The sequence below is a fragment of the Mycobacterium mantenii genome, assembly GCF_001667865.1.
Taxonomy (GTDB): Bacteria; Actinomycetota; Actinomycetes; order Mycobacteriales; family Mycobacteriaceae; genus Mycobacterium; species Mycobacterium mantenii_A.
Window position 1 is genome coordinate 313,738 of record NZ_LZJP01000089.1, and the last position, 25,678, is coordinate 339,415.

Below are 25,678 nucleotides of genomic sequence, written 5' to 3' on the forward strand. Positions count from 1 at the left end.
CGCAAACCACTGCCAGATCGACGTCGCCCGCTGCCAAACACTGCCAACCGCAGGTCAGCGGGGTGAAGCACGCGTTCAGCGCTCGTAGGTTCCGGTCAGCATGCCGCGGGCCAGCACGTGGCCGCGCATGGCGTCCAGCAGTCCCTTCGCGGTGGTGACGGTGTCCGGGAGGACGGCGTCGAGCGCGAACACGTGAAACCGGTAATGGTGTGGCCCGTGTCCGGGAATGGGGCGGGGTCCGGCGTAGCCGTGGTGACCGAGGTCGGCCCGCAGGAAGCGGATTCCCGCGCATCCCGGCTGCAGTGCGCCCGCGGCCACGCCGCCGGCGCTCGGCTCGAGCACCACGGCGGTGTGCACCAGCGGGCGGGGGAGCGGGACGTCGACGTCGTCGATGAGGAGCACCAACTGTCGCGTGCCGGCCGGTAGCCCCGCCCAGCGCAACGGCGGCGACGTGTTGTCACCCACGCCCTTGCCCGCGCTGGACGCCGGCATGGCGCCGCCGTCGGCGAACGCGGCGCTGGCGACGGTGATGGTGGTGGGCGCGGCGAATGCACCATTGGCGAGCGGACTTCGGTGGGCGCCCGCGCGCACGCCACGGAGCATTCTGCCCAGTCGTTCGATCATGCGCCGCTGCCCGCGCCGCGCATCGCCACCGCGGGCGAGCGCAGCAGGTCGCCCAATTCGCTGGGCAGATAACCCTGCCGGGCAAGGCGGGGCAGCACGCCGCCGCTTTCGATAATGTCGAGGATCAGGTCGGGCAGCTTGCCGACGGTGCCCGAGGCTCCGGTCGTCTCGTTGCGCCAGCTGCCGTCGGCGAGGTCGAATGTTCCGGTGTCGCCGTCGCTGAATATCGAGGTGGCCTCGGGAACGGTGATCGCCGGCAGACCGGAGTTTACGGCGTTGCGAAAAAACAGCGAGTTGAATTCCTTTGCGACCAGTCCCGCAACGCCGAGCTCGACGAACAACGCCGCCACGGGCCGCGACGAGCCGAGTCCGAAGTTCTTGCCGGCCAACACGATATCGCCCTGAGACACCTCCTCGGTCCAGCCGGGCCGCACCTCATAGAAGACGTGCTTGGCGGCCTCGGCGGGTTCCATTTTCATGGCGAACGCCGGATACATGGCGTCGGTGTTCAGGTTGTCGCCGAACACCCAGACCTTGCCTTGGAATGCAAGCGAACGCAGCGTCATGCGATCACACTCCTCGGGTCGCTGATGTAGCCGGTGACCGCGGACGCGGCGACGGTGGCAGGGGAGGCCATGAAGATCTGGGCCTCGGTGCTACCCATCCGCCCCGTGAAGTTGCGGGTGCTTGCAGTGATGCACACCTCGCCGGGGCCCACCACGCCCATGTGGTAGCCGAAACAGGCTCCGCAGGTGGAGTTCGTGACGACGGCGCCGGCGTCGGCGAGGTCCTGGAGGTAGCCGCGCCGCATGGCCTCGCGGTACACGGCCTGCGAGGCGGGCGTCACCAGCAGTCGCACGCCGGGTGCGACGGTCTTGCCGCGCAACACCTGCGCAGCGATCTGCAGGTCCTCGAGTTGCCCGTTGGCGCAGGAGCCGATGAAGGCCTGGTCGATTTTCTGTTTTCCTAGTTGCGATACCAGCGAAGCGTTGCGGCTGACGGTGCCCGGCCGCGCCACGTAGGGTTCCAGCGCCGCCAGGTCGATGTGCCGGATGTCCTGGTAGGCGGCGTCGGAATCCGGTGTGACGGCGTCGAATCCGGTGGTGCTGCGTTTGTCGAGGAACGACGCCAACACGTCGTCCGGCTCGAACGTGCTGAAATCGGCCGACACCTCGGCGCCCTGGGTCGCGATGGTCCGCCGATCGTGCATCGGGATGCCGGCCAGGCCGGGCCCGCCGAACTCGAGGTTCTGGTTGGGCGCATCGCCGTACTCGTTGGCGATGTGCAGGAAGATGTCCTTGCCGCTCAACACGTCCGGTTTGGCGCCGTGGAATTCGTAGCGGATCGTCGGCGCGACCTGGAACCAGGTGGAACCGGTGCACATGATCGAATAGATCTCGGCGGGACCCAGTCCGCGCGCCGCAGTGTTGTATGCGCCGGCCGCGCAGGTGTGAGAATCGGTGCAGGCCAGCACTTCTCCCGGGCGGGCCAGCCCGTTCTCCGCGATCACCTGATGGCAGATGCCATGCCGGCCGACGTCATAGAAGCGCTCGATGCCGAAGTCGGCGACGAACTTGCGGGCGTGTCGGCCGCCGTCGGCGTCCTTGATGGTCGGGGCGGGCACGGCGTGGTCCATGATCACCGCGAGCTTGTCGGGGTCGTGAATCCTGTTGGGTTGTATCCACATGGTGGCGAACTGCAGGTCGATCAACGCGGTCATGTCGACGTCGACCACGACGGTGTCACCCGGTGCCACCGACTCCAGCCCGGCTTTGCGGGCGAAGATCTTTTCGATGATGGTCATACCCATGTGCGGTCCTCGGTGTGTGCGTACTTGTCGTCGAGTGCCCGCCATTCCGCCATGCCCACCAGGTTGAAGAAGTCAGCCGGGCAGGTGGGCAGCTGGGCGGCGAGGTCGGTGCCGTTGAGTTCGCACAGGCTTTGCAGCATGGCGAACGTCGTCTGCATCAGCAGATTGCTGGGGTGGATGGCGATCGCGTAACCCAATTCCTGCAGCCGTGACGCCGACTGCAGCGGTGTCAGGCCGCCGAGCACCAGGTTTATCAGCAGAGGAGAGTCGACTTCGTTTGCGATGCGCTCGATTTCGCCAACGTCCTGCGGGGCCTCCACAAAGATGATGTCGGCGCCCGCTTGGGCGTACCGGTTGGCGCGCTCGATCGCGGCATCCAAACCGAGTGGTCCGCGGGCGTCGGTGCGGGCCACCACCAGCAGGTTGTCATCGGATCTGGCGTCCAGTGCGGCCGCCAGCGTCTGTTCGAACACGGCCGCGTCGACGACCTGCTTGTCCGGCAGGTGACCGCAGCGTTTGGGGAACACCTGGTCCTCCAGCTGGATGGCGGCCACGCCGGCCGCGTCGTAGGAACGAACCGTGCGCACCACGTTCATTGGTCCGCCGTAGCCGGTGTCTGCGTCGGCGATCAGGGGGACGTCACCCAGCGCCCCGCTGATCATCGCAACCCGGTCGGTCATCTCGGTCGCGGTGACCAGGCCGATGTCGGGCAAGCCGAAACCCGACGCTGCCACACCGGCTCCGGTCATGTAGGCCGCGACGTGTCCGGTGCGTCGGGTCAGGTGCGCGGATATACCGTCGAAAACGCCTGGCGCGACGATGAGTTCGCGCTTGTCCAACAATGCTCTGAGCCTAGCGCGGGCCGGCGTTGTTGCCATCTTGCGTCCTTTCAGTCCAGCGCGCCGGCGACGGGGCCGGCGAGCAGGTCGATCAGGTTGTTGACGTCGGGTACGTCCTCGAGCCCCAGCACCGCGCGCTCGATTGCCGCGGCGCGGCCGTGATTGGTGACCCGGTCGGCCAGGGCGTGGAACTTGGCCACCAATTCGTGGTTGGTGACGGGGTCGTTGGGCGCGCCGTGCGGCAGGGCCACCCGCGCGTGGTGCACTGTTCCGTCCAGGGTGGTGACCGTGATGTCGGTGCGGAATTTCTCGGCGATGCCGGCCCCGCTCAGTGATTCGTCGAGATGCACCGTGGTGGCCGCGATCAGCGACCAGATGTCGTCGGAATCGAGCCGCGCCGGGCTGAACTGTTCGGGCAGTACGTTGCCGTCGAGCAGCGCGGCCGCGGTGGCGTACCCGATGTTCATCTGTGCCCCGATCGGCGTGAGCGGGCGCTCCGGCAACCACCAACCGTGCTTGTAAACGGTCTCTCCAATGGTGATAGCCACCGACGAGATATCCTCTGGTGCAACGAAATTCCGCAATTGGCGGGCGGCGTCGATGGCACCGTGCAGCCCGCCCATCGCGGCATAGGATTTGACCATGATCACGGTGGTCTCCCAGCGGTGGCCGAGTTCAAAGGTCAGCAGCGCGGCATCCGGATCATGGCCCTCGCCGAAGACGCTGAGGAAGCCGCCATACTCGCGTTCGAAAACGCGCTTGATGCCGGTGTATCCGGCGGCCGCGAGGCCCGCCGCGTAGAAGCCGTTGCGTGCGGCCAGGCCGTGGTGCATGCGCTTACTCATCGCTTCGTACTGCGCGGCCATCAGACCCGCCGACTGGGTTGCGGCCAGACCCAGGGCGTCCTCCAATTGAGCCGGCGGCAGTGCGCGCAGCTTGCCGGACGCCATCGCGGCGGGATGGGTGCCGAAGACCGGGCCCGAATGCCATCCGCGGTCCAGCATTTGGGTGCCGTGCAGGGTGTAGCCGACGCGCGGGCCCACTTCGAAACCGGCCACCGCCGCCAGCAGGAACTCGGCGCCCGACGTCGTCGACGGTCGTGTCGATGCCGTCGACAGCAGCGCCGGAATGAGCAGTGAGCAACTGTGCAGCGGGGCCAGGGGGTGGAAGTCGTCGAGTTCGAAGCCCTGGATGAACGTGCCGTTGAGCACCGCGGCCGCGGGCGCGCTGGTACGGTGACCGGTTCCGATGACGATGCTGTCGCCCTGTCCTTCCAACGCGAGGACGGCGTCGGTGGCGATTCGTGACCACGGCAATTGTGCCCCCACCAGGGCGCAACCGATGCCGTCCAACAGCAGGTGTTTGGCGCGGTCGACGACAGTCGCCGGGACATCGTCGAGCGCGAGATCGGCGACCCAGGTGGCAAGGCGCCCGGTCGGCCCAGCCGGATCGGTGGCGGCCCGCTGTTGCACCGCGGTCATCGCGACCCCCTGGTAGATGCGTGGGCAGTTGTTATATGTTTATAACAACTAGTCCAATCCCGCAAGGGAGGCGGTGTGGAAGCATTGGGCACCGTGCAGCAGCGCAGCGAAAAGGCCGGGCAGGTGTCCGCCGCCGCCGGTGTGCCGTTGCACCGCCAGCTGTACTTGGTACTGCACGACGAGATCGACCGCGGTGTCATCGCCCCCGGCGAGGCGCTGCCCACTGAGCAGACCCTGTGCGATCAGTTCGGGGTTTCTCGCATCACCGTGCGCCGCGCGCTGGCCGACCTCGCCGAACAGGGATACATTGAACGCCGGCGCGGTGTCGGTTCGTTTGTGCGCCAACATGATCCGGCCGATGTACCGACCGGGCGTTCGTATCTGCAAGAACTGCGCCAGACTCAATTCGAGACCGAGGTAGAGGTGGTCGAACTGGGCACGCGGTCGCCGCCACGGGTCGTCGCCGAAACCCTCCGGCACAACGGGGAATTGCTGCACATCGTGCGGGTGCGGCGGCAGCGCAGGACCGGCGAGCCGTTACTGGTGACCGACGCCTGGCTGCCGCCGGAGCTGGCCCCCGTGCTCACCGAGGCTGCGCTGCGCCGCGCACCACTCTACGAGCTGCTGTCCGACAGCGGAATCACCGTGAACCGGGTGCGGCACGAGATCACGGCCGAAATCGCGGGCCCGCGCAACGCGCACCTGCTCGACATGCCGATCGGCGCGGCCCTGCTGCGGGTCAACCGGCTGGTCTACGCGGCCGACGCACCGCATCACTATCTCTCTGCCCTGCTATCGCCGAGCCGAAGTCGAGTGTTGCTCAGTCAGACGGCGGACGAGATGCAGACCGGCGATGGACTGAGAATCGCCCACGACGTCGGCGACCAGCGCGGCTAAGACGCGTCCCGAATCGCCTTCTCGATCGCCGCGGCATCCGGTGCGCAATTACCGGCGCCGGCGACCAGCGTCGCCAGCGCACCCGCCGCGCAGGCGCGCCGCAGGGCGATCCGCCGCTGGTCGGGCGAGCCGGGATTGGGTGGCCAATTGGCGGCCAGCACGCCGGCGAACACGTCGCCTGCCCCGGTGGTGTCCACCGCATCCACCGCCGGCGCGGAGACGGTGAACTCGCCGTCGGCGCCAACGTAGCGGGCGCCGCGCGCACCCAGGGTGACCACCAAATGCTCTGGACGCCATGGCCATTTATCGGCTTCTTCTTCGTTGGTGATCACCACGTCCGCGGCGGCCGCCAACTCGTCCAACGAGTCGGCGTCCTGACCGGCGGGCGAAGCGTTCACGACGACGACCGCGCCGGCCGAGCGGGCGTGTTGCGCCGCGGCGACGGCGGTGCGCAGCGGGATCTCCAGCTGGGTCAACATCACATCGCAGCCGGCGACGACCGCGCGGGCACGGTCGTCGGTCAGGGTGAACCGCCCGTTGGCACCGGGCGCGACCACGATGGTGTTTTCGGCGTTCGCGTCGACCACCACGATGGCCGTGCCGCTGGGGCCGGGAATTTCGATGGCTCCGTCGAGCCCGACGCCGTTGGCCTCCAGGTGTGCGCGCAATTGTTCGGCGGCCGCGTCGTCGCCGACCGCTCCGACGAACTGCACCTGTGCGCCCGCGCGCGCCGCCGCCACCGCCTGATTGCCGCCCTTGCCGCCGGGGGCGTGCGTCAACGACGACGCTAAAACCGTTTCGCCGGGCCGTGGCAGGGCGTCGACACCCAGCGACAGGTCGAGATTCACGCTGCCCACTACACAGACACCTGCCATGAGGCCGACGTTAGTCGTGCCGGGATGGCGAAGGACGCCAGGGCCACCCGCGCTTTCGACGCCGAATCGCGTCACGGCAAACGCTGAATAACTCGATGTCCGCACGATATTCTGCTGCGTTGGGGGTGCTGAATCCCGAGAAAAGGGGCAGGCGATTGACCACGAGCGAGCTGACCGACGCTGAACCCCATGTCGATCCCGGCCCTGCCCAACCGGCCACCAAGCGTCCGCGCCGGCGGAGCCTGGGGCGCTTCCGCTTCGGCATCCAGTCCAAGATTCTGGTCATGATGCTGTTGTCGAGCATCCTGGGCGTGGCGGTGATCGGCGCCATCGGGGCGGTGTCCGGGCGTAACGCGTTGCGGCAGGTCGAATCGGAACGCTTGATCGAGATGCGCGAGTCCCAGAAGCGGGCGGTGCAGGCGCTGTTCCGGGAGGTGTCGAATTCGCTGATCACCTGGAGTGGCGGGTTCGGCATCACCGAGGCGACGACGGCGCTCACGGCGGGCTTCGCTCAATTGGGCAACGCGACGATCTCGCCCGCCCAGCAGCAGTCGCTGGTCGATTACTACGACAACGACATGATCAGACCGATCAAGCGAATCACCGGGGACACCATCGATATTCGGGCTGTCCTGCCAAGTTCCAACGCGCAGAAATACATTCAGGCGTATTACACGGCCGGGCCGCGGCCGAACCCCGATGCCCTGCCCATCCAGGACGCCGGCGACGGCAGCGCCTGGTCGGCGGCCAACGCGCGCTTCGACTTCTACATGCGCGGCATCGTCACCCGCTTCGACTACCGGGATGCGCTGCTGTTGGACATGCAGGGCAACGTCGTCTACAGCGTGTTGAAGGGACCCGATCTCGGCACCAACGTCCTGACCGGACCGTACCGCGAATCCAAGCTGCGGGAGGCATACCAGAAAGCCTTGGCGTCCAACGACCTCGATTTCGTCTGGATCACCGACTTCCAGCAGTACCAGCCCGCACTCGACACCCCGACGGCGTGGGTGGTGTCACCGATCGGCATGAACGGCAAGTTCGACGGCGTGATGGCGCTGCCGGTGCCGGTCGCCAAGATCAACAAGATCATGACCGCCGACAGGCACTGGGACGCCGCGGGGATGGGGCCCGCGACCGAAACGTATCTGGCGGGCCCCGACGACCTGATGCGCTCCGATTCCCGGGATTTCATCGAGGACCCAAAGGAATACCGGCGCTCCGCGATCGACGCTGGCACGCCGCCCGACGTGGTGGACCGGGCGATCCGGCTGGGCGGCACCACCCTGGTGCAGCCGGTCGACACCGCCGGGCTGCGCGCCGCCCAACGCGGCGAGAGCGGCGTGCTCAGCGCCACCGACTATCTGGGTAACAGAGAGTTGGAAGCCTATGCCCCGCTGAGTATCCCGAACTCCGACCTGCACTGGTCGATCCTCGCGACGCGCGACAACTCCGATGCGTTCGCCCGGCTCGGCAGGTTCAGCAAGAATCTGGTGATCGCCGTCGCCGGAATGATCTTCGCCATCTGTGTGGCCTCGCTGTTCGTCGCCCAGGCCGCCGTGCGACCGGTCCGTCGCCTCGAGGAGGGCACCCGTAAGATCAGCTCCGGCGACTACGAGGTGAACATCCCGGTCCGACGACGCGACGAAATCGGCGATCTCACAGCGGCTTTCAACGAGATGAGCCGAAATTTGGCGATTAAGGAAGAGCTGCTCGACGAGCAGCGCCGGGAAAACGACCGCCTGTTGCTGGCCTTGATGCCCGAATCGGTGCTGCAACGCTATCGGGAGGGCGAGGAGACCATCGCCCAGAAGCATCAAGACGTCGCCATCATCTATGCCGACATCGTGGGTCTCGACGAGTATTCCAATGACGTGCCCGAAGACGAGTTGGTCGGGACCGTCGACGATCTCTTCCGGCAATTCGATTCGGCCGCGGATACTCTCGGCGTCGAACGAATTCGCACGTTCCACAACGGCTATCTGGCCAGTTGCGGGGTGGTCACCCCCCGGCTGGACAGCATTCACCGCGCCGTCGACTTCGCCCTCGAGATCGGCCGCATCATCGATCGATTCAACAACCAAGCGGCGCGCCAGCTGGGTCTGCGGGTCGGTGTGAACACGGGCAACGTGGTGAGCGGGCTGGTCGGGCGCTCCAGCCTGGTTTATGACATGTGGGGCGGCGCGGTCAGTTTGGCGTATCAAATGCACAGTGGCTCACCGCAGCCGGGCATCTACGTCAGCGCGCAGGTGTACGAGGCGATGCGGGATGTTCGGCAGTTCACGCCCGCCGGCACCATCTCGGTCGGCGGTGTCGATCAGGCCATCTACCGGTTGCTGGAGCGCTGATGAACGTCTTCAACTCGACGTGGTTCTACTGGGCGATCGGCATCGCGGTTGGACTGCCGCTCGGGTTGATCGCTCTCACCGAGCTGCACGACGCGCTGCTGCGCAGGAACAGCCCGCTGGCCCGGCAGGTCGGCCTGCTGCGCAACTACCTGCTCCCGCTCGGCGCGCTGTTGCTGCTGCTCGTTCAGGCCTCCCAGGTCCCGTCCCGCGACGTTCCGGTGCGCGTCCTGACCACGGTGTTCGGCCTGCTGGTGCTGGTGCTCGTGCTGTCCGGTCTGAACGCGACGATGTTCGAAGGTGCGCCCGAAAAGAGTTGGCGCAAAAGGCTACCCACCATCTTCCTGGACTGCGCCCGGTTTGCTGTGATCGGTGTCGGCCTGGCGGTGATGTCGTCCTACATCTGGGGTGTGCGGATCGGCGGTCTCTTCACCGCGCTGGGCGTCACTTCGGTCGTCATCGGCCTGATGCTGCAGAACTCGGTGGGCCAGATCGTGTCGGGCCTGTTCATGTTGTTCGAGCAGCCCTTCCGCATCGATGAGTGGCTGGACACCGGCACGGCCCGCGGACGCGTGGTCGAGGTGAACTGGCGCGCCGTGCACATCGACACCGGCAGCGGAATCCGGGTCATGCCGAACTCGATGCTCGCCAGCACCGCCTTCACGAATCTCAGTCGTCCGCCCGGCGCGCACAAACTGGCGGTGACGACGACGTTCTCCAGCGTCGACCCGCCGGACCGGGTGTGCGCGCTGCTGTCGCGCATCGCCGAGGGCTTGCCGCAGCTCAAGGCCGGCAGCGTGCCGCGGTCGGTCCCGGCCGGCGCGGGCGAGTACCGGACGACCATCGGGTTGAACTCGCCGGCGGACGCCGGCGCCGCCAAGGCGACCTTCCTGCGCTGGACCTGGTATGCCGCGCGGCGGGAGAATCTGCACCTCGACGACGCCGACGACGATTTCTCCACGATCGAACGCGTCGAGCATGCCCTGCACACGGTGGTGGCGCCGGCATTGCGGATCGGCGCCGAGGAGCAGCGATCGCTGCGGTCGGCGGCGAGGATCGTTCGCTACGGCGCCGACGAGGTGGTGGAGTACGCCGGCCAGGTGCCCACGACCATGACGTTCGTGGTCGCCGGGCGCGTGCAGCTGACCACCACCGCGGACGACGGGTCGATGGTGCCGATCAGCACGCTGGACGAGGGATCGTTCCTGGGGCTGACGGCGCTGACTCGGCAACCGAATTTGGCTAGCGCGTACGCGCTGGAAGAGGTCACGGCGCTGGAGATCGATCGCGAGCACATCGAGCATCTGGTGATGCGTGCGCCCCTGCTGCTGCAGAATTTCGGCAACATCATCGAAGAGCGGCGCAGCAAGGTGCGCAGTGCCCGCCACGGCGAGCGGGTCGGGTGATCGCGGGCGCGGCGGAGCCGGGCGAAGCGGGTCGCCACCGTCGGGCTAGGCGGTCGGGTGATCGCGGGCGCAAAACGTTGCGCACGGGTCGCCTCACCCGGGCTTTTCCCGCCCGATACCCTGGTTCAATGAGTCTGCAAGCACCATCGCTTCCTGACTTGCGCCAGGAGGTGCACAACGCCGCGCGCCGCGCCCGCGTTGCATCCCGTGTCTTGGCGTTGCTGCCCACGGTCGCCAAGGACCAGGCACTGCGCTCGGCGGCAGACGCGATAGCCGCCCACACCGAATTGATCCTGTCGGCCAACGCCGAAGATCTCGAGGCGGCCCGCGCCGCCGGTACGCCGACCGCGATGCTCGACCGGTTGGCGTTGGACCCCAAGCGCGTTGAGGGCATCGCCGCCGGCCTGCGCCAGGTCGCCGGGCTACCCGACCCGGTCGGGGAGGTGTTGCGCGGTTACACGTTGCCCAACGGGTTGCAGCTGCGGCAGCAGCGGGTTCCACTCGGTGTGGTCGGCATGATCTACGAGGGCCGGCCCAATGTCACGGTCGACGCCTTCGGTTTGGCGCTGAAGTCCGGTAACGCCGTGCTGCTGCGCGGTAGTTCGTCGGCGGCGCGGTCCAACCAGGCGCTGGTCCAGGTGTTGCGGGCGTCGCTGGTCAGCGAGGACTTGCCCGCCGATGCGGTGCAATTGCTTTCGGCCGATGACCGGTCGACGGTGACGCATCTGATCCAGGCCCGCGGCCTGGTCGACGTGGTGATTCCGCGCGGTGGGGCGAGCCTGATCGACGCGGTGGTTCGCGACGCGCAGGTGCCCACCATCGAGACCGGCGTCGGCAATTGCCACGTCTACGTGCACGAAGGCGCAGACCTGGACGTAGCCGAGCGAATCCTGCTGAATTCCAAGACTCGTCGGCCCAGCGTCTGCAACGCCGCCGAGACATTGCTGGTCGATGTCGGGATCGCCGAAACGGCACTGCCCCGGCTGGTGACGGCCCTGCAGGACGCCGGCGTGACCGTGCACGGTGGCTTTTCCAAGGATGCGCAGGAGGACGACCTGCGCCGCGAGTACCTGTCGATGGACATCGCGGTGGCGGTGGTCGACGGTATCGACGCCGCGATCGCCCACATCAACGAGTACGGCACCGGACACACCGAGGCCATCGTGACCACTAATATGGCTGCGGCGCAGAAGTTTACGGACGGTGTCGACGCCGCCGCGGTAATGGTGAACGCGTCCACGGCGTTCACCGACGGTGAGCAGTTCGGTTTCGGTGCCGAGATCGGCATCTCCACCCAGAAGCTGCATGCCCGCGGCCCGATGGGGCTGCCCGAACTGACCTCTACCAAATGGATTGCGTGGGGAGACGGACAGATTCGTCCGGCCTGATACCCGCGTGCAGAAAGTGTTTTAGGAGAACCGATTGTGAGTGTGCCCGCCCGGCCCAAGCCGTTGTTCGACGACATCGACGACGTCTCGCGGCGGTTGGCCGAGACCGGCTATCTGCCCGACACCGCCACCGCGACGGCGGTGTTCCTGGCCGACCGGCTCGGCAAGCCGCTGTTGGTGGAGGGCCCGGCCGGTGTGGGCAAGACCGAGTTGGCCCGTGCCATCGCCCAGGCCACCGGCTCGGGCCTGGTGCGCCTGCAGTGCTACGAGGGCGTCGACGAGGCTCGCGCGCTCTACGAGTGGAACCACGCCAAGCAGATCCTGCGCATCCAGGCCGGTTCGGGGGATTGGGACCAGACCAAGGACGACGTGTTCAGCGAGGAGTTCTTGCTGCAGCGTCCGCTGCTGACCGCCATCCGGCGTACCGAACCCACGGTGCTGCTCATCGACGAGACCGACAAGGCCGACATCGAGATCGAGGGCCTGCTGCTGGAGGTGCTGTCCGACTTCGCGGTGACCGTTCCCGAACTGGGTACGATCACCGCCGAGCGCACCCCGCTGGTGGTGCTGACGTCCAACGCCACCCGCGAACTGTCCGAGGCGCTCAAGCGTCGGTGCTTGTTCTTGCACATCGACTTTCCGAGTCCCGACTTGGAACGCCGCATTCTGTTGTCCCGGGTTCCCGAACTGCCCGCGCACCTGGCCGAGGAACTCGTTCGCATCATCGGTGTGCTGCGCGGCATGCAACTCAAGAAAGTCCCGTCCATCGCCGAGACCATCGACTGGGGCCGCACGCTGCTCGCGCTGGGCCTGGACACCATCGACGACGCGGTCGTCGCGGCCACGCTCGGCGTGGTCCTCAAACATCAATCCGACCAGCAGCGCGCGACCGGCGAGCTGCGGCTGAATTAGGACGACGCGATGGCCACCCGCCGTATCCGCCCCTCCCGGCCGCTCGCCCCGCACGGGCTGCCGGGTCATCTGGTGGGATTCGTGGAAGCGCTTCGCGGGGCGGGGATTTCGGTCGGCCCGTCGGAGACGGTGGACGCCGGCCGGGTGATGGCGACGCTCGGCCTGGGCGATCGTAAGGTGCTGCGCGAGGGCCTGGCGTGCGCCGTGTTGCGCCGGTCCGATCACCGCGAGACCTATGACGCCATGTTCGACCTGTGGTTCCCGGCGGCGCTGGGGGCGCGCGCGGTGGTCACCGACGACGAGGCCGACGACTCGTCCGATGACAATGCGTTGCCGCCCGACGACGTCGAGGCGATGCGCCAGATGCTGGTGGATCTGCTGACCGACAACCCCGATCTCGCCGACATGGACGAGCGTCTGGTCGCGATGATCGCCCGGATCGTCGAGGCCTACGGAAAATACAGCTCCAGCCGCGGCCCGTCCTTCTCGTCGTATCAGGCACTCAAGGCGATGGCGCTCGACGAACTCGAGGGCAAGCTGCTGGCCGGGCTGCTCGCCTCGTACGGTGACGAACCCACTCCCAGCCAGGAGGAGATCGCCAAAGCCCTTGCCGCGCAGCGGATCACCCAATTGCGCAAGATGGTCGACTCCGAGACCAAGCGGCGCACCGCCGAGCAGTTGGGCCGCGATCACGTCCAGATGTACGGCATTCCACAGCTTTCGGAGAACGTGGAGTTCCTGCGCGCCTCCGGTGAGCAGCTGCGCCAGATGCGCCGGGTGGTGGCGCCGCTGGCCCGAACGCTGGCGACCCGCCTGGCGGCCCGCCGCCGGCGCGCCCGGGCGGGGTCGATCGATCTGCGCAAGACGCTGCGCAAGTCGATGTCCACCGGCGGGGTGCCGATCGACGTGGTGCTGGCCAAGCCGCGCCCGGCGCGGCCCGAACTGGTGGTGCTGTGTGATGTCTCCGGCTCGGTCGCCGGGTTCAGCCATTTCACCCTGCTCCTGGTACATGCTCTGCGCCAACAGTTCTCACGCGTTCGCGTGTTCGCCTTCATCGACACCACCGACGAGGTGACCCACATGTTCGGCCCGGAAGCCGATTTGGCCGTGGCCATTCAGCGGATCACCCGGGAGTCGGGCGTCTACAGTCGCGACGGCCATTCCGACTACGGCAACGCGTTCGCGTCGTTCGTGCAGGCGTTCCCCAACGTGCTGTCACCGCGCACTTCGCTGCTGGTGCTCGGCGATGGGCGCACCAATTACCGCAATCCGGAGACCGAGCTGCTGACCCACATGGTGACCGCCAGCCGGCACGCGCACTGGCTGAATCCCGAGCCCAAGCACCTGTGGGGCAGCGGTGACTCGGCGGTGCCGCGCTATCAAGAGGTCATCCCGATGCATGAGTGCCGGTCCGCCAAGCAGCTGGCCGCGGTGATCGACCAGCTGCTGCCGGTGTGAGGTCGGTTGTCGTGGCTGCGCCACGCCGGCGTGACGCTCGAGCGCCAGGGTTGCGCCAGCGTGACGTTCGCGGGAGGCTCGCCCAGGATGTGACCAACGCCTGGGAAATGGGGCCGTAACAGCGGCTCAAGTAAGCTGGCACATCGTGCAAAAGCAGCTTCGCAGGTTAGGCGTGATGGGTGGGACGTTCGACCCCATCCATTACGGGCACCTGGTTGCCGCCAGTGAGGTCGCCGACCTGTTCGACCTCGACCAAGTGGTGTTCGTGCCCAGCGGTCAGCCCTGGCAGAAGGATCGGCACGTGTCCGCCGCCGAGGACCGGTATCTGATGACGGTGATCGCCACGGCGTCCAATCCCCGCTTCTCGGTCAGCCGGGTCGACATCGACCGAGCCGGACCCACCTACACCAAGGACACCCTGCGCGACCTGCACGCCCTGAACCCGGACTCCGAGCTGTACTTCATCACCGGCGCCGACGCGCTGGCCTCCATCCTGTCGTGGCAGGGCTGGGAGACGGCGTTCGAACTGGCGCGCTTCGTCGGCGTCAGCCGGCCCGGCTACGAGTTGCGGCGCGAACACGTCACCGGCGTGCTGGGTGAACTGCCCGAGGACGCGCTGACCCTGGTCGAAATCCCGGCGCTGGCCATCTCCTCGACCGATTGCCGCCGCCGCGCGGCGCAGCGCCGTCCGCTGTGGTATCTGATGCCCGACGGCGTCGTGCAGTACGTCTCCAAGCGTCGCCTCTACCGCGACGATGCGGAGCCGCCGGTAATCGTGGGCGAAACACGCCTGACCACAGGGGATCACCAATGAGCGCCACCCAGGAGGCCATCGACATGGCGGCGGTGGCCGCCGGCGCCGCCGCCTCGAAGCTGGCCGACGACGTCATCGTCATCGACGTCTCGGCCCAGCTCGCCATCACGGACTGCTTCGTGATCGCCTCCGCGTCCAACGAGCGGCAGGTCAACGCCATCGTCGACGAGGTCGAGGAGAAAATGCGCAAGGCGGGCTACAAGCCGGCCCGACGCGAGGGCACGCGGGAAGGCCGCTGGACGCTGCTGGACTATCGGGACATCGTCGTCCACATTCAGCACCAGGAGGATCGCGACTTCTATGCCCTGGACCGGCTGTGGAGTGATTGCCCGGTGGTGCCGGTAGACCTCGACGAGGACCGCGACAACGCCGAAGAGTCGGGCACGCGATGAAGATTCGCCGTCTGATCATGTTGCGGCACGGGCAAACCGAGTTCAACGCCGGTAGCCGGATGCAGGGCCAGCTGGATTCCCAACTCAGCGAACTCGGTCGGGCACAGGCGATCGCCGCCGCCGAGGTGCTGGGCAAGCTGCAGCCGTTGCTGATCGTGTCGTCGGATCTGCATCGCGCCTACGACACGGCGGTCAGGCTGGGGGAGCTGACCGGCCTGCCGATCCGGGTGGACCAGCGGTTGCGGGAGACCCATCTGGGCGACTGGCAGGGATTGACCCACACCGAGGTCGACACGCAGGCTCCCGGCGCCCGGCTGGCCTGGCGCGAGGACGCCACCTGGGCGCCGCACGGCGGCGAGAGCAGGGTCGACGTCGCCGCTCGCAGCGTGCCACTGGTCACCGAACTGGTGTCGGGCGAGCCGGAATGGGGTGACCCCAACGGGCCGGATCGCCCGGTAGTGCTGGTGGCCCACGGGGGCCTGATCGCCGCACTGTCGGCCGCACTGCTGAAGCTTCCGGTCGCCACCTGGCCGATCCTGGGCGGCATGGGCAATGCCAGCTGGGTGCAACTCTCCGGCCACAACGACGATCCCGCCGACGAATTCGCCAGCATCCGTTGGCGTCTGGATGTGTGGAACGCTTCGGCACAGGTGTCCAACGATGTCCTCTGAGCGGCGGCAAAAGCCCACACTGCTGATTTTCGCCGACTCGTTGGCCTACTACGGGCCGACCGGGGGGCTACCCGCCGACGATCCCCGAATCTGGCCGAATATCGTTGCCGCGCAATTGGGCTGGGATGTCGAGCTGATCGGCCGCATCGGCTGGACGTGCCGCGACATCTGGTGGGCGGCGACCCAGGACCCGCGGGCCTGGGCGGCGCTCCCCAGGGCCGGCGCGGTCATCTTCGCCACCGGCGGCATGGATTCACTGCCGTCGGTGCTGCCCACCGCCCTGCGTGAGCTGATCCGCTATGTGCGCCCGCCGTGGCTGCGGCGCTGGGTCCGCGACGGCTACGGCTGGCTGCAGCCCCGGCTCTCACCGGTGGCCAGATCGGCGCTTCCTCCGCACTTGAGCGCCGATTACCTCGAACAGACCCGTGGCGCAATCGATTTCAATCGTCCCGGCATCCCGATGGTGGCATCGCTGCCGTCGGTGCACATCGCGGACACCTACGGCAGGGCGCACCACGGCCGTGCGGGGACCGCCGCGGCGATCACCGAATGGGCGCAAAACCACGAGGTTCCCCTGGTCGATCTCAAAGCCGCTGTCGCCGAACACATTATGAATGGGCGGGGGAACCCCGACGGCATTCACTGGAGTTTCGAGGCGCACCAGGCGGTCGCGGAGCTGATGCTCAAGGCACTCGCCGAAGCCGGCGTGCCCCATGAGAAGCCCCGCGGGTAGCGCTCGTGACCGTAATAGTGGTGACCGACTCGTCGGCACGTCTGCCGGGCGACCTGCTGGAAAAGTGGGGGATACGCGTCGTTCCGCTGCACATCCTGCTCGACGGCGCCGACCTGCGTGACGGGGTCGACGACGTTCCGGCCGATATCTACAAACGCGCGGCCACCACCGCGGCGGCCACTCCGGCCGAACTGGCCGATGCGTACCAGCAGGCCCTGGCCGACAGCGGCGCCGACGGGGTTGTGGCCGTGCACCTTTCGTCCGCGCTGTCGGGCACCTGCCGCGCCGCCGAACGCACCGCCGCCGACCTCGATCCGAACGTGCGTGTCGTCGACTCCAGGTCGGCCGCGATGGGCACCGGCTTCGTCGCTCTGGCCGCCGCGCGTGCCGCGGCCGACGGCGCAGACGTCAACACCGTCGCGGCCGCCGCGCGCGCGGCCGTGGACCGCGGGCATGCCTTCATCGTGGTGCATCGGCTGGACAACCTGCGCCGCAGCGGACGCATCGGCGGGGCGAAGGCGTGGCTGGGCACCGCGCTCGCGCTCAAGCCGCTGCTCCGCATGGACGACGGCAAACTCGTTCTGGCCCAACGGGTGCGCACCGTGAGCCATGCGACGGAGGTGATGATCGAGCGGGTCTGCCAGGTAGTGGGCCAGGAGGCCGCCGCCTTGGCGGTGCACCACGTCGACAACCCGGACGGCGCCCGCGAGGTGGCGACCGCGCTGGGCGAGCGGCTGCCGGCATGCGAGCCCGCGATCATCACCGAGCTGGGACCGGTGCTCGCGTTGCATGTCGGCGCTGGCGCGGTCGCGGTTTGCGTGCAGCTACCGGCGAGCTAACCCGCCGGGGCCGGCACCGGCCGTCGCGCGTGGTCACCGCGCGGATGCACGACCTGCGGCCACCAGAACCACCGGCCGAGCAGGGTGGCGATCGAGGGCATCAGCAGCGTTCGCACGATCAGCGTGTCGAGCAGCAGACCGATGCACACGGTCGACCCGAACTGCCCGAGCACGCGCAGGTCGCTGCCCAGCATGGACGCCATGGTGAAGGCGAACACCAGACCCGCCGCCGTCACCACACCACCGGTGCCGGCCATCGACCGGATGATCCCCGTCTTGAGCCCGCGGTGGATCTCTTCGCGGAACCGGGAGACGAGCAGCAGGTTGTAGTCGGACCCGACGGCCAGCAGGATGATGACCGACAGCGCCATGACGATCCAGTGGATCCGGATGCCGAACAGGTCCTGCCAAATCAGCACGGACAGACCGAACGACGCCGCGATCGAGCTGGCCGCGGTGCCGACGATCACCAGCGCGGCCACCACGCTTCGGGTCAGCAGCAGCATGATCATGAAGATCAGCGTCAGGGCCGACACCACGGCGATCATCAGGTCGTACTTCTCGCCGTCGGCCATGTCCTTGAACGTCGCGGCGGTTCCGCCTAGATACACCCGGGCGTCCGACAGCGAGGACTGCTTCAGCGCCTCCTGCGCGGCGGTGCGTTCGGCGTCGACCCGCGCGATGCCGTCCGGTGACATCGGGTCGCCCTGGTGGGTGATGAAGAACCGCGCCGACTTACCGTCCGGCGACAAGAACATGCGAAGGCCCGTCTGGAAATCCGGGTTGTCGAAGGCTTCCGGCGGCAGGTAGAAGAAGTCGTCGTTTTTGGACTGATCGAAGCTCTGCCCCATCACGATGGCGGTGTTACTCATCGCCTCCATCTGGTTGATCATCGCCTGGAACGTCTGGTAGAGCGTCAGCGTGATGCCCCTGGTGTTCTTCAGCGTGTTGATCAGTATGGGGAACAGCGCATTCAGGTCGTGTGTGGCTTTGGCGGTGTGCGCGATATCGGCGGTGAGATAGTGGAACTGCTCGGCTAGCTGGTCGAACCCGTCGAACGTGTCGAAGAGGGACCGCAATCCGATGCACACCGGGATGTCGTAGCAGTGCTTCTCCCAGTAGAAGACACTGCGTATCGGCCGGAAGGTGTCGTCGAAATCCGCGATGTGGTCGCGCAGGGTGTCGGTGATCTGCGACGTCACCGCCGTCGTCTTTGCGCTGTCGTCGGCGGCGTTGGCCAGGTCCAGCGACACCTCGTACTGGCGCTGCGTGGTGTTGATCTGGGTCTGCAGGTCATCGGCCATCTTCAGGATGTCGTTCATGCGCTCCTTGAGGAAGCCCATGTTCTGCATCGTCGTCTGGCTTTGGATGCTGTTCTGGAACGGGATCGAGCTGTGCTGGATCGGAATGCCTAGCGGCCGGGTGATGTCCTGGACCATGGCGATTCCCAGCGTGCGCATCTCGTTCTTGGCCACCCGGTCCAGCACCAGCATGTCGGCGGGGTTGCGCATGTCGTGGTCGGATTCGACCATCAACAGATCCGGGTTCATCCGCGCCTCGGAGAAGTGCCGATTCGCGGCCTCTTGTCCTTGGTTCGACGGGGCCGACAACGGCAGGTAATGGCGGTCGTTGTAGCTCGTGTGGAAGCTCGGCAGGGCGATCATCCCGACCAGCACGACCGCGGCGCTGACGGCCAAAACCGGTGCGGGCCAACGCACCACGGCGGTGCCCACCCGGCGCCACAGCCGACCACGCTTGGCCTGCCTTTCGAACAGGTGGAAGCGACTGCCGATGAAGACCACCGCGGGACCCAGCGTGACGCCGGCCAGCACCACGACCAGCATGCCGATCGCCACGGGCGCGCCCATGGTGTTGAACCACGGCAGCCGCGAAAAGCTCAGGCAATACGTCGCGCCCGCAATCGTCAGGCCGGAGCCCAAGACGACCGGGGCGACGCCCTTGAAGGTGGTGTAGTACGCGGTTTCTCGATCCTCGCCGGCGGCCAATGCCTCCTGATAGCGGCCGACGAGGAAGATGCCGTAGTCCGTTCCCGCGGCGATCGCCAGCATGGTGAGGATGTTTGCGGCGAACGTGGTGAGCCCGAATGCGTTGTGGTAGGCCAGAACCGCGACGACCCCGCGCGAACACGCCAGCGCGACGAAGGTCATGAACAGCTGGATCAGCGTGGTGACGATGGACCGGTAGACCAGCAGCAACATGATCGCGATCGCACCCAGGGTGAACAGCGTGATCTTGGCCAGGCTGGCGTTACCGATGATGTGCATGTCGTCGGACAGCGCCGCGGGACCGGTGACGTAGGCCTTCACGCCGGGCGGCGCCTTGTTCTCTTCGATGACCTTGCGGACGGCGTCCACGGACTCGTTGGCCAGCGTGGTGCCCTGGTTACCGGCGAGGTTTATCTGCACATAGGCGGCCTTGGCGTCGGCGCTCTGCGCGCCCGCGGCCGTCAGCCGGTCTCCCCAGAAATCCTGGATGTGCTGAATGTGTTTGGGGTCCTGGCGGAGTTGCCGAATCAGTTTGTCGTAGTACTGGTGCGCGTCCTGGCCCAGCGGGTGCTGACCCTCCAGCACGACCATGACGGTGCTGTTGGAATCGAACTCGTGGAAGTTGTGGCCCATGCGCATCATCGCCTTCATCGACGGCGCGTCCAGCGGCGTCATCGGCGCCGAGTGCGCCTCGCCGACTTTTTCCAGCGTCGGGACGATGACGTTCACCAGGACCGTCACGAACACCCAGATCAAGATGATCGGTATCGCGAAGATGCGGATCGCGTGGGGCAGGTAGGGCCGGTGGCCGCGCTGGGCTTTGGACAGACCCGGGGTGGTGATCGGGCCGGTGTCGGCTGCGCTCAGGTCGCGATCGGTCTTGTTGTTCGTTTCGCTCATGCGGACTTCACCAGGCAGAAGGTCTGGGCGTTATGGCCGTCGGAGTTTTGCTGTTCGCGGACCACGCCGTCCACGGTGATCTTGCAGGCGATCGTGGGGCCGTCGCTCTGCGCCATGATGTTGGCGCTCACCGACGGCAGCGTGGTCGAGATCGTGGTCGACCAGGGCAGCGGGGCGTTGTTGACCTGGTGGGTGTTGGCGTCCGCGTCCCAGTAGTTGATGTTCGCCGTGCTTCCGGGGGCGCCGGAGATTTCGTAGACGACGACCTTCGGGTTGAACTGCACGATTTCGATCCCCTTGCCGGCGTTTGCGTTGAGATCTTCCGAGCCGAAGATCTTGTGCAGTCGCGACACGATCAGTGCCGACAGCGCCAGCACGATCACCAGCAGCAGCGGGATCCACCCTTTTTTCAGGACGCGGCTCATGAAGCCGGGGCGGGGACCTGAATTTGGACTAGCCACCACCTGACCGCCTTCCGCAAAGCTCACCAACCGCCGCCGACGACACCGATGTCAACGCAACATTTGCTCAGTTAGGGATCCTAACCATAGTGCACGCAAGCGTTCCTCCCGGGGGCCGCCCGTTGTGGCGAACGGCATACCCGCTACGGGGCCAGCCGACCCGTGACCGGCGGCAAATCCGCCAGTGTCACGATCCCCGGCTCGGCGGCCACCACCGCCGGGACGGCGTTGGTCACCGGCATCGCGGTGTAGATCATTCCCAGTCCCATGAACCCGGGCTCCGTCCAATCCTTCGGCGGCAGGCAGTGCAACACGGTGCGCATGTTGGGCAGCCCGAACACCTGGATGACGTGCCCGTGCTCGAGCGGTTTGGGCGGGACCACGTGACTGCCCATGGTCCAGTTGAACCCGACGCTGACGACGTTGCGATCGCCGACCCAGCCGCGGTGGTAGCCGTAGACGCTGCCGACCGTTCCGGCGGGAATCTTCATGAAGCCCAGGTCGGAGTCGTCGGTGGCCGCGGTGAAGGTGACGTCGAAGGTCATCTTGTCCAGCTTCGCCCCGATCGCGTCGGCCATCATCGCGGCCGATTCGGCGAAGACTTCGCTTTCGGTCCGCACGCTCTCGGCCAGTCCCGGGGTGTCGGGGTCTTGCGAGAACCCCATGGCCGTCTGGGTTTCCGCCGATTCGTAGGTCGAGCAGTCCACCGACTCGGTGATCCGGATCTCGTCGACGCGCTCGCACGAGGCGGACAGCACCATGCCGACCATGTTCGTCATGCCGGGGTGCGCGCCGCTGCCGAAGATCGTCGAATTGCCTTGTCTGCAGGCGTCCTCGATGCGTTTGCGGTCCTGCGGCGTCTGCTTGCCGCCGGTGATCCACGCGGCGCTGGTGCACACGTTGACCCCCGATTCGAGCAGCCGCACCAGCTCGTCGACGTCAGGCCACAACGGGTTGTAGCAACACGCGTCGGCGCCCAGGGCCAACAGCGCATCGATGTCGTTCGTGGCCCGCACGCCGGTGGGTTCCGGCCAGCCCGCCAGTTCCGCCGCGTCGACACCGACCTTGTCGGCGCCGTGTGCATACACCCCGGCCAGTTCAAGGTCGGGTCGCCCGATGATGGCGTGCAGGGAACGCCGGCCGATGTTGCCGGTCGTCCATTGGATCACCCGCAGCGGACGGTCTGTGCTTGCCTTGCTCATCGCGGCTCCTTTGCCGTCGGCGAATTGGACTCATTATCTCCTCAGCGGTAGCGCGGCGTTTGAGAAAGGTTCAAAGCCCGGCCGCGCCCACCGCGAGGAAGGCGCAGCCGGCCGCGGCCAGCAGGAGAGCGACGTCGACGCGTCGGCGCGACCGAATCCAGCCGTGCAGCGCCGCCATCCACGTGGCGGTTGCCTTGGGTGCCAGCAGATGGGCCAGCAGCGGGATCTCGATAAGCGCGAAGGCCACGGCGTTGAACATCAGCAGCACCGCGACTTGCGTCAGGGCCGTCGCGCCCGAAGCCAGGATGACGGCCAGCGCGGCGAGGTAGTCGACGGACGGCAGTGCGACGCTGAGGCCGGCGATCCCCGCAACCGACAGCGAATGCCGGCTCAGCAATCGCTGAACCGGCGTCGCCATTCGGGTGGGCCGCGAACCCAGCCGCGCGGGGAGATTCGCCGCCACGACCACCGCGACCGCCAATGCCAGGAAACCGACCAGAATCTGCACCTTGGGCAACGCGAAATAGGTGGAACCCAGCAGGCTGCGCCGAAAGGCGAACAGGACAACCAGGCCGACCGCCATTCCCATGGCGAAACCGCCGGACAGAAACGCGAGCAGTTGCAGCGCCGGTCTGGGCCTGTTCAGCATCAGCACGGTCATACCGATGCGGAACGGTTCGACGCTGACGGCAAAGGCCATTACCAGGACAGTGACCAACATCGGCATCGTTCAGCGGCGCCCGACCGCCGGCTCAGGTGTCCAACCGGGCGAATTGGTGCCGGCGATATTGGTCGACACAGGCGGCGCGCCGGATCTTGCCACTCGTGGTGGTGGGAATCGAGCCGGGCGGCACCAGGACGAGGTCGCCCACATTCACGCCGTGCGCATTGGAAATCGCCGAGGTGACGTCCCGCTTGACGCAGGTCAGCGATTGCACGGTCTCCTCGGTGGACTCGCCTCGTTTCTTGAACTCGATGACGGTGACCAGCTTCTCGGTACTGTCCACCGGAACCGATATCGCCGCGACACGACCACCGGTGATCTCCTGGACCGTCGCCTCGATGTCCTCGGGATGGTGATTCCGTCCGCGGATTATCAGCAGATCCTTGATACGGCCGACGATGAACAGCCCACCCTCGTGGACGAACCCCAAATCCCCGGTTTTCAGCCAGGGTCCGTCGGGCGTACCCGGCGACGGGTCGACGAGCGTCGCGCCGAAGCAGCACTGATCCTCGGGCGGTTTGCGCCAGTAGCCCTCGGCCACATTGGCGCCGCGCACCCAGATCTCGCCCACCACGCCCTGCGCGCATTCGCGGTCGGTGTCGCCGTCGACGATTCGCAGTGTCGGTGATTGCGGTAGCTCGTATCTCACCAGCGATGAGCCGGTCCCGGTCGCGCACGGCCGGGCGCGACCCGCGGACAGCTCGTCGATATCGAAGTGAACCGTCGAGGAGTCGCTCCAGGTACCGCTCGCCACGAAGACGGTCGCCTCCGCCAAGCCGTACGAAGGACGCATCATCTGGTCCCGAAAGTTGAAGTGCGCGAACCGATCAACGAAGCGATCCAAGGTGGCCGGCTCGACGCGTTCGGCACCGCTGATGATGCCCAGCACCCCGCCGAGGTCGAGCCCGGCCAGATCGCGGTCACTCGTTTTGCGGGCCGCCAGGTCGAAGGCGAAGTTGGGCGCCGCCGACCATGAAGAGGTATTCGCGGCCAGCGATCGCACCCACCTGGCCGGCCGTTCCAGGAACGCGACGGGGCTCATCAGCTCGCCGCGCCAGCCGCCCAGGATCGGCGCGCAGACTCCCAGCACCAAACCCATGTCGTGGTAAAAGGGCAGCCACGAAACAATCGTGGTGTCCGCCGGGGCTTTCATGTGGGAGTCGGCGAAGAAGCTGCGCATCAGCTGCTCGAAATTCACCTGGAGATTGCGGTGCGAGACGATCACGCCGGTCGGCGTTCGGGTCGATCCGGAGCTGTACTGCAGATACGCGACACTGGGCAAATCGGTTGCCGGAACGTTTGTCCCGCAGTCGCCGTCGAGATTCATCGAATCGATTTCGACGATCTTCGGAAGATCGTCCATGCGTGCGCGATCGACATATTCGGCGACCTCTTCCGCGACCGCGGAGGTGGTGAGGACGACCGACGGCGAGGTGTCGGCAAGCACCGCACTGACCCGCTCGTCGCTCGAGCCGCGATGCGGCAGGGGGAGCGGAACCGCGATGAGCCCGGCCTGCATGGATCCCAGGAACGCCGCAATGTATTCAAGGCCCTGCGGCGCCAGAATCACCGCTCTGTCTCCGATCGATCCGTGCTGGCCGAGCTCGCGCGCCACATGGAATGTCCGGCGGGACATTTGCGACCACGTGACACTCTCGGGAACACCGTCGGGGTCGTCCTCGAAATTGGTGAAGGTGTACGCCACGTCGTTGGGCCGCAGGCTGGCACGTCCGTGCAGCATTGAGAGAATCGATGATCCGGACATAGGCGCGTTGTCTAGCCGTTGCCGCCGGACAGCGCGGACATGGCGCCGCTGACGAGTTGCGAGAGAGGGTCGCCGCTGCCGAGTGCCGCCTGGTTGACCGGCGCGATGACTTCCGCCGGGTCGAAGCCGTGCACCGGGTCCACCTGGACCGGAGCGGTCGCCGGGTCGTCGTTTCGCGAATAGCCCGCATTCACCCGGGGAATCAGGATTGCGTCCAGTTTGTTCAGCGTGTCTTCCGGGATGCCGAGGTAGGCCAGCGGCATGACAAGCGGCAGGTGCTTTTCCGGAACCATGATCGTGGTGTCTTTCGCACCACGGGAGTTGATCGTCGTCCTGATGTTCTGCGGCGGCACCATGCTCGGGTTGGTGAAGGCCACCGCCGTGTGACCGGTGGCGAGACCCAGCAGCGTGTTGGCGAGAGCGAACATGTTGTCCGGCCGGTCGGGGAAGTCCGCGATCAGGTCGTATGCGGCCACGAATCTGTTTGTGTCGTACTGGCTTTCGTACTGCGGTGGCATGGTGTAGTCCAGTGCGGGAACGGTGCTGCCGACGCCGAACATGGCGGTCAGGAAGCTCTGACCGAAGGCGTGATGCCCGATCGGGTCACCGAATGTCGCGAAGTTCAGTTTGTCCGGCGGGGGAGCGGTCGGGTCATTCGCCAGCCGAGCCTGCTCGCCATCGACCACGAACCCGCCCTCGGACAGGCCGATCGCCGTACCCGGGCGTCCGGTGCGAATCGCCGCGTCGAGGTTGTCCACTCCCTCGACGACCGACTCGCCGATGCTGGGGCCGTCTATCCCCAGGCCCGGGAACTGCTCATTGAGCTTGCCGATGCCCGGGAACAGCCGCTCCAGCACGTGCCCCTGGATCTGGCCCGCCGGGTAGGGGACGATTTCGCGCTTCTGGCCCGGGAACCAGCGGGCGCCCTCCTGGCGTATGTACTCGTCGTAGGGGATGCCCGCGACGTGAGCGCCTCCGAGGGCGAACGCGGTCTGGTCGCCCGGTGCCCCGGGGGTCGGCGGACCACCGACCGGCGCCTCGTCCGCCGTCGCGGTGTTGACGCCGAAACATCCTGTGGCAGCTACGGTTACCAGTGCGGTAACTGTCGCGACTAGTGTCTTCATTCTTAATCCTGC

Annotated in this window: 23 protein-coding genes; 11 read left to right on the top strand and 12 right to left on the bottom strand. The window is 66.8% G+C overall.

Annotated features, from left to right (window positions below; genetic code table 11):
* Positions 1 to 75 precede the first annotated feature (75 nt).
* The 5 genes from A5688_RS15165 to A5688_RS15185 are packed head-to-tail and all read right to left on the bottom strand — an operon-like array spanning position 76 to position 4,754.
* Positions 76 to 624, bottom strand: a complete 549-nt coding sequence (locus tag A5688_RS15165) for a YbhB/YbcL family Raf kinase inhibitor-like protein (protein WP_067829809.1) — start codon at positions 622 to 624, stop codon at positions 76 to 78.
* The gene (locus tag A5688_RS15170) at positions 621 to 1,190 is read right to left on the bottom strand and encodes a 3-isopropylmalate dehydratase (RefSeq protein ID WP_067829813.1); all 570 of its coding nucleotides are present in this window, start codon (positions 1,188 to 1,190) and stop codon (positions 621 to 623) included. Before A5688_RS15170 ends, A5688_RS15165 begins: the two co-directional genes overlap by 4 nt.
* Positions 1,187 to 2,434 carry a 3-isopropylmalate dehydratase large subunit gene (locus tag A5688_RS15175; protein WP_067910181.1) on the bottom strand — a complete coding sequence of 416 codons (1,248 nt, stop codon included), beginning with the start codon at positions 2,432 to 2,434 and terminating at the stop codon, positions 1,187 to 1,189. Before A5688_RS15175 ends, A5688_RS15170 begins: the two co-directional genes overlap by 4 nt.
* Positions 2,425 to 3,312, bottom strand: a complete 888-nt coding sequence (locus A5688_RS15180; RefSeq protein ID WP_067829818.1) for an isocitrate lyase/PEP mutase family protein — start codon at positions 3,310 to 3,312, stop codon at positions 2,425 to 2,427. The genes A5688_RS15175 and A5688_RS15180 overlap by 10 nt, the downstream gene beginning before the upstream one ends.
* An 11-nt stretch (positions 3,313 to 3,323) precedes the next feature.
* Complete coding sequence (locus tag A5688_RS15185) at positions 3,324 to 4,754, bottom strand: MmgE/PrpD family protein (RefSeq protein WP_067829820.1); 1,431 nt, start codon at positions 4,752 to 4,754, stop codon at positions 3,324 to 3,326.
* An 84-nt stretch (positions 4,755 to 4,838) separates the two neighbouring features.
* Here A5688_RS15185 and A5688_RS15190 point away from each other — a divergent pair, with 84 nt between their 5' ends.
* Positions 4,839 to 5,651 (top strand): GntR family transcriptional regulator, encoded by an 813-nt coding sequence (locus tag A5688_RS15190; protein WP_067830391.1) that lies wholly within the window; start codon positions 4,839 to 4,841, stop codon positions 5,649 to 5,651.
* Here the strand turns inward: A5688_RS15190 and A5688_RS15195 are convergent.
* Positions 5,648 to 6,526: a ribokinase gene (locus A5688_RS15195; RefSeq protein ID WP_082955080.1), complete on the bottom strand. Its 879-nt coding sequence runs from the start codon at positions 6,524 to 6,526 to the stop codon at positions 5,648 to 5,650. The genes A5688_RS15190 and A5688_RS15195 overlap by 4 nt on opposite strands.
* Positions 6,527 to 6,681: 155 nt before the next feature.
* Here A5688_RS15195 and A5688_RS15200 point away from each other — a divergent pair, with 155 nt between their 5' ends.
* From A5688_RS15200 to A5688_RS15245, 10 genes are all read left to right on the top strand, one after another.
* Positions 6,682 to 8,874 (top strand): adenylate/guanylate cyclase domain-containing protein, encoded by a 2,193-nt coding sequence (locus A5688_RS15200; protein ID WP_067830387.1) that lies wholly within the window; start codon positions 6,682 to 6,684, stop codon positions 8,872 to 8,874.
* On the top strand, positions 8,874 to 10,277 hold the full coding sequence (locus tag A5688_RS15205; RefSeq protein ID WP_067829825.1) for a mechanosensitive ion channel domain-containing protein: 1,404 nt from the start codon (positions 8,874 to 8,876) through the stop codon (positions 10,275 to 10,277). Before A5688_RS15200 ends, A5688_RS15205 begins: the two co-directional genes overlap by 1 nt.
* Positions 10,278 to 10,405: 128 nt before the next feature.
* Positions 10,406 to 11,665 (top strand): glutamate-5-semialdehyde dehydrogenase, encoded by a 1,260-nt coding sequence (locus A5688_RS15210; RefSeq protein ID WP_067829829.1) that lies wholly within the window; start codon positions 10,406 to 10,408, stop codon positions 11,663 to 11,665.
* Between the two features lie 36 nt (positions 11,666 to 11,701).
* A complete protein-coding gene (locus A5688_RS15215; RefSeq protein ID WP_067829832.1) occupies positions 11,702 to 12,577 on the top strand; it encodes an AAA family ATPase in 876 nt (291 codons plus the stop codon).
* 9 nt (positions 12,578 to 12,586) lie between these two features.
* Positions 12,587 to 14,035 carry a vWA domain-containing protein gene (locus A5688_RS15220; RefSeq protein ID WP_067829835.1) on the top strand — a complete coding sequence of 483 codons (1,449 nt, stop codon included), beginning with the start codon at positions 12,587 to 12,589 and terminating at the stop codon, positions 14,033 to 14,035.
* A 145-nt stretch (positions 14,036 to 14,180) separates the two neighbouring features.
* Positions 14,181 to 14,849, top strand: coding sequence for a nicotinate-nucleotide adenylyltransferase (gene nadD, locus A5688_RS15225; protein WP_082951086.1), 669 nt, complete (start codon positions 14,181 to 14,183; stop codon positions 14,847 to 14,849).
* Positions 14,846 to 15,241 (top strand): ribosome silencing factor, encoded by a 396-nt coding sequence (gene rsfS, locus A5688_RS15230; RefSeq protein WP_067829842.1) that lies wholly within the window; start codon positions 14,846 to 14,848, stop codon positions 15,239 to 15,241. Before nadD ends, rsfS begins: the two co-directional genes overlap by 4 nt.
* On the top strand, positions 15,238 to 15,912 hold the full coding sequence (gpgP, locus tag A5688_RS15235) for a glucosyl-3-phosphoglycerate phosphatase (protein ID WP_067908584.1): 675 nt from the start codon (positions 15,238 to 15,240) through the stop codon (positions 15,910 to 15,912). The genes rsfS and gpgP overlap by 4 nt, the downstream gene beginning before the upstream one ends.
* On the top strand, positions 15,902 to 16,645 hold the full coding sequence (octT, locus tag A5688_RS15240) for a diglucosylglycerate octanoyltransferase (RefSeq protein WP_067908582.1): 744 nt from the start codon (positions 15,902 to 15,904) through the stop codon (positions 16,643 to 16,645). Before gpgP ends, octT begins: the two co-directional genes overlap by 11 nt.
* Before the next feature lie 5 nt (positions 16,646 to 16,650).
* Positions 16,651 to 17,484 (top strand): DegV family protein, encoded by an 834-nt coding sequence (locus A5688_RS15245; protein ID WP_067829848.1) that lies wholly within the window; start codon positions 16,651 to 16,653, stop codon positions 17,482 to 17,484.
* Here the strand turns inward: A5688_RS15245 and A5688_RS15250 are convergent.
* The 6 genes from A5688_RS15250 to pe form a co-directional block, all read right to left on the bottom strand.
* Entirely contained in the window at positions 17,481 to 20,390 is a 2,910-nt protein-coding gene (locus tag A5688_RS15250) for an RND family transporter (RefSeq protein ID WP_067829850.1), read from the bottom strand. The genes A5688_RS15245 and A5688_RS15250 overlap by 4 nt on opposite strands.
* The gene (locus A5688_RS15255) at positions 20,387 to 20,815 is read right to left on the bottom strand and encodes an MmpS family transport accessory protein (RefSeq protein WP_067829852.1); all 429 of its coding nucleotides are present in this window, start codon (positions 20,813 to 20,815) and stop codon (positions 20,387 to 20,389) included. The genes A5688_RS15250 and A5688_RS15255 overlap by 4 nt, the downstream gene beginning before the upstream one ends.
* 179 nt (positions 20,816 to 20,994) lie before the next feature.
* On the bottom strand, positions 20,995 to 22,053 hold the full coding sequence (locus A5688_RS15260; protein ID WP_067829855.1) for an NAD(P)H-dependent amine dehydrogenase family protein: 1,059 nt from the start codon (positions 22,051 to 22,053) through the stop codon (positions 20,995 to 20,997).
* Between the two features lie 70 nt (positions 22,054 to 22,123).
* The gene (locus tag A5688_RS15265; RefSeq protein WP_067830395.1) at positions 22,124 to 22,774 is read right to left on the bottom strand and encodes a GAP family protein; all 651 of its coding nucleotides are present in this window, start codon (positions 22,772 to 22,774) and stop codon (positions 22,124 to 22,126) included.
* A gap of 31 nt (positions 22,775 to 22,805) precedes the next feature.
* The gene (locus A5688_RS15270) at positions 22,806 to 24,542 is read right to left on the bottom strand and encodes an AMP-binding protein (protein WP_082955021.1); all 1,737 of its coding nucleotides are present in this window, start codon (positions 24,540 to 24,542) and stop codon (positions 22,806 to 22,808) included.
* A gap of 11 nt (positions 24,543 to 24,553) precedes the next feature.
* Entirely contained in the window at positions 24,554 to 25,666 is a 1,113-nt protein-coding gene (gene pe, locus A5688_RS15275; RefSeq protein ID WP_067908576.1) for an acyltransferase PE, read from the bottom strand.
* Positions 25,667 to 25,678: the final 12 nt, after the last annotated feature.

Bases quoted from the DNA above. Each gene is read 5' to 3' on its own strand.
- A5688_RS15165 (WP_067829809.1), bottom strand. From the start codon at position 624: ATGATCGAACGACTGGGCAGAATGCTCCGTGGCGTGCGCGCGGGCGCC.
- A5688_RS15170 (WP_067829813.1), bottom strand. From the start codon at position 1,190: ATGACGCTGCGTTCGCTTGCATTCCAAGGCAAGGTCTGGGTGTTCGGC.
- A5688_RS15175 (WP_067910181.1), bottom strand. From the start codon at position 2,434: ATGGGTATGACCATCATCGAAAAGATCTTCGCCCGCAAAGCCGGGCTG.
- A5688_RS15180 (WP_067829818.1), bottom strand. From the start codon at position 3,312: ATGGCAACAACGCCGGCCCGCGCTAGGCTCAGAGCATTGTTGGACAAG.
- A5688_RS15185 (WP_067829820.1), bottom strand. From the start codon at position 4,754: ATGACCGCGGTGCAACAGCGGGCCGCCACCGATCCGGCTGGGCCGACC.
- A5688_RS15195 (WP_082955080.1), bottom strand. From the start codon at position 6,526: ATGGCAGGTGTCTGTGTAGTGGGCAGCGTGAATCTCGACCTGTCGCTG.
- A5688_RS15205 (WP_067829825.1), top strand. From the start codon at position 8,874: ATGAACGTCTTCAACTCGACGTGGTTCTACTGGGCGATCGGCATCGCG.
- A5688_RS15210 (WP_067829829.1), top strand. From the start codon at position 10,406: ATGAGTCTGCAAGCACCATCGCTTCCTGACTTGCGCCAGGAGGTGCAC.
- A5688_RS15220 (WP_067829835.1), top strand. From the start codon at position 12,587: ATGGCCACCCGCCGTATCCGCCCCTCCCGGCCGCTCGCCCCGCACGGG.
- rsfS (WP_067829842.1), top strand. From the start codon at position 14,846: ATGAGCGCCACCCAGGAGGCCATCGACATGGCGGCGGTGGCCGCCGGC.
- gpgP (WP_067908584.1), top strand. From the start codon at position 15,238: ATGAAGATTCGCCGTCTGATCATGTTGCGGCACGGGCAAACCGAGTTC.
- octT (WP_067908582.1), top strand. From the start codon at position 15,902: ATGTCCTCTGAGCGGCGGCAAAAGCCCACACTGCTGATTTTCGCCGAC.
- A5688_RS15250 (WP_067829850.1), bottom strand. From the start codon at position 20,390: ATGAGCGAAACGAACAACAAGACCGATCGCGACCTGAGCGCAGCCGAC.
- A5688_RS15255 (WP_067829852.1), bottom strand. From the start codon at position 20,815: ATGAGCCGCGTCCTGAAAAAAGGGTGGATCCCGCTGCTGCTGGTGATC.
- A5688_RS15260 (WP_067829855.1), bottom strand. From the start codon at position 22,053: ATGAGCAAGGCAAGCACAGACCGTCCGCTGCGGGTGATCCAATGGACG.
- A5688_RS15265 (WP_067830395.1), bottom strand. From the start codon at position 22,774: ATGTTGGTCACTGTCCTGGTAATGGCCTTTGCCGTCAGCGTCGAACCG.
- A5688_RS15270 (WP_082955021.1), bottom strand. From the start codon at position 24,542: ATGTCCGGATCATCGATTCTCTCAATGCTGCACGGACGTGCCAGCCTG.
- pe (WP_067908576.1), bottom strand. From the start codon at position 25,666: ATGAAGACACTAGTCGCGACAGTTACCGCACTGGTAACCGTAGCTGCC.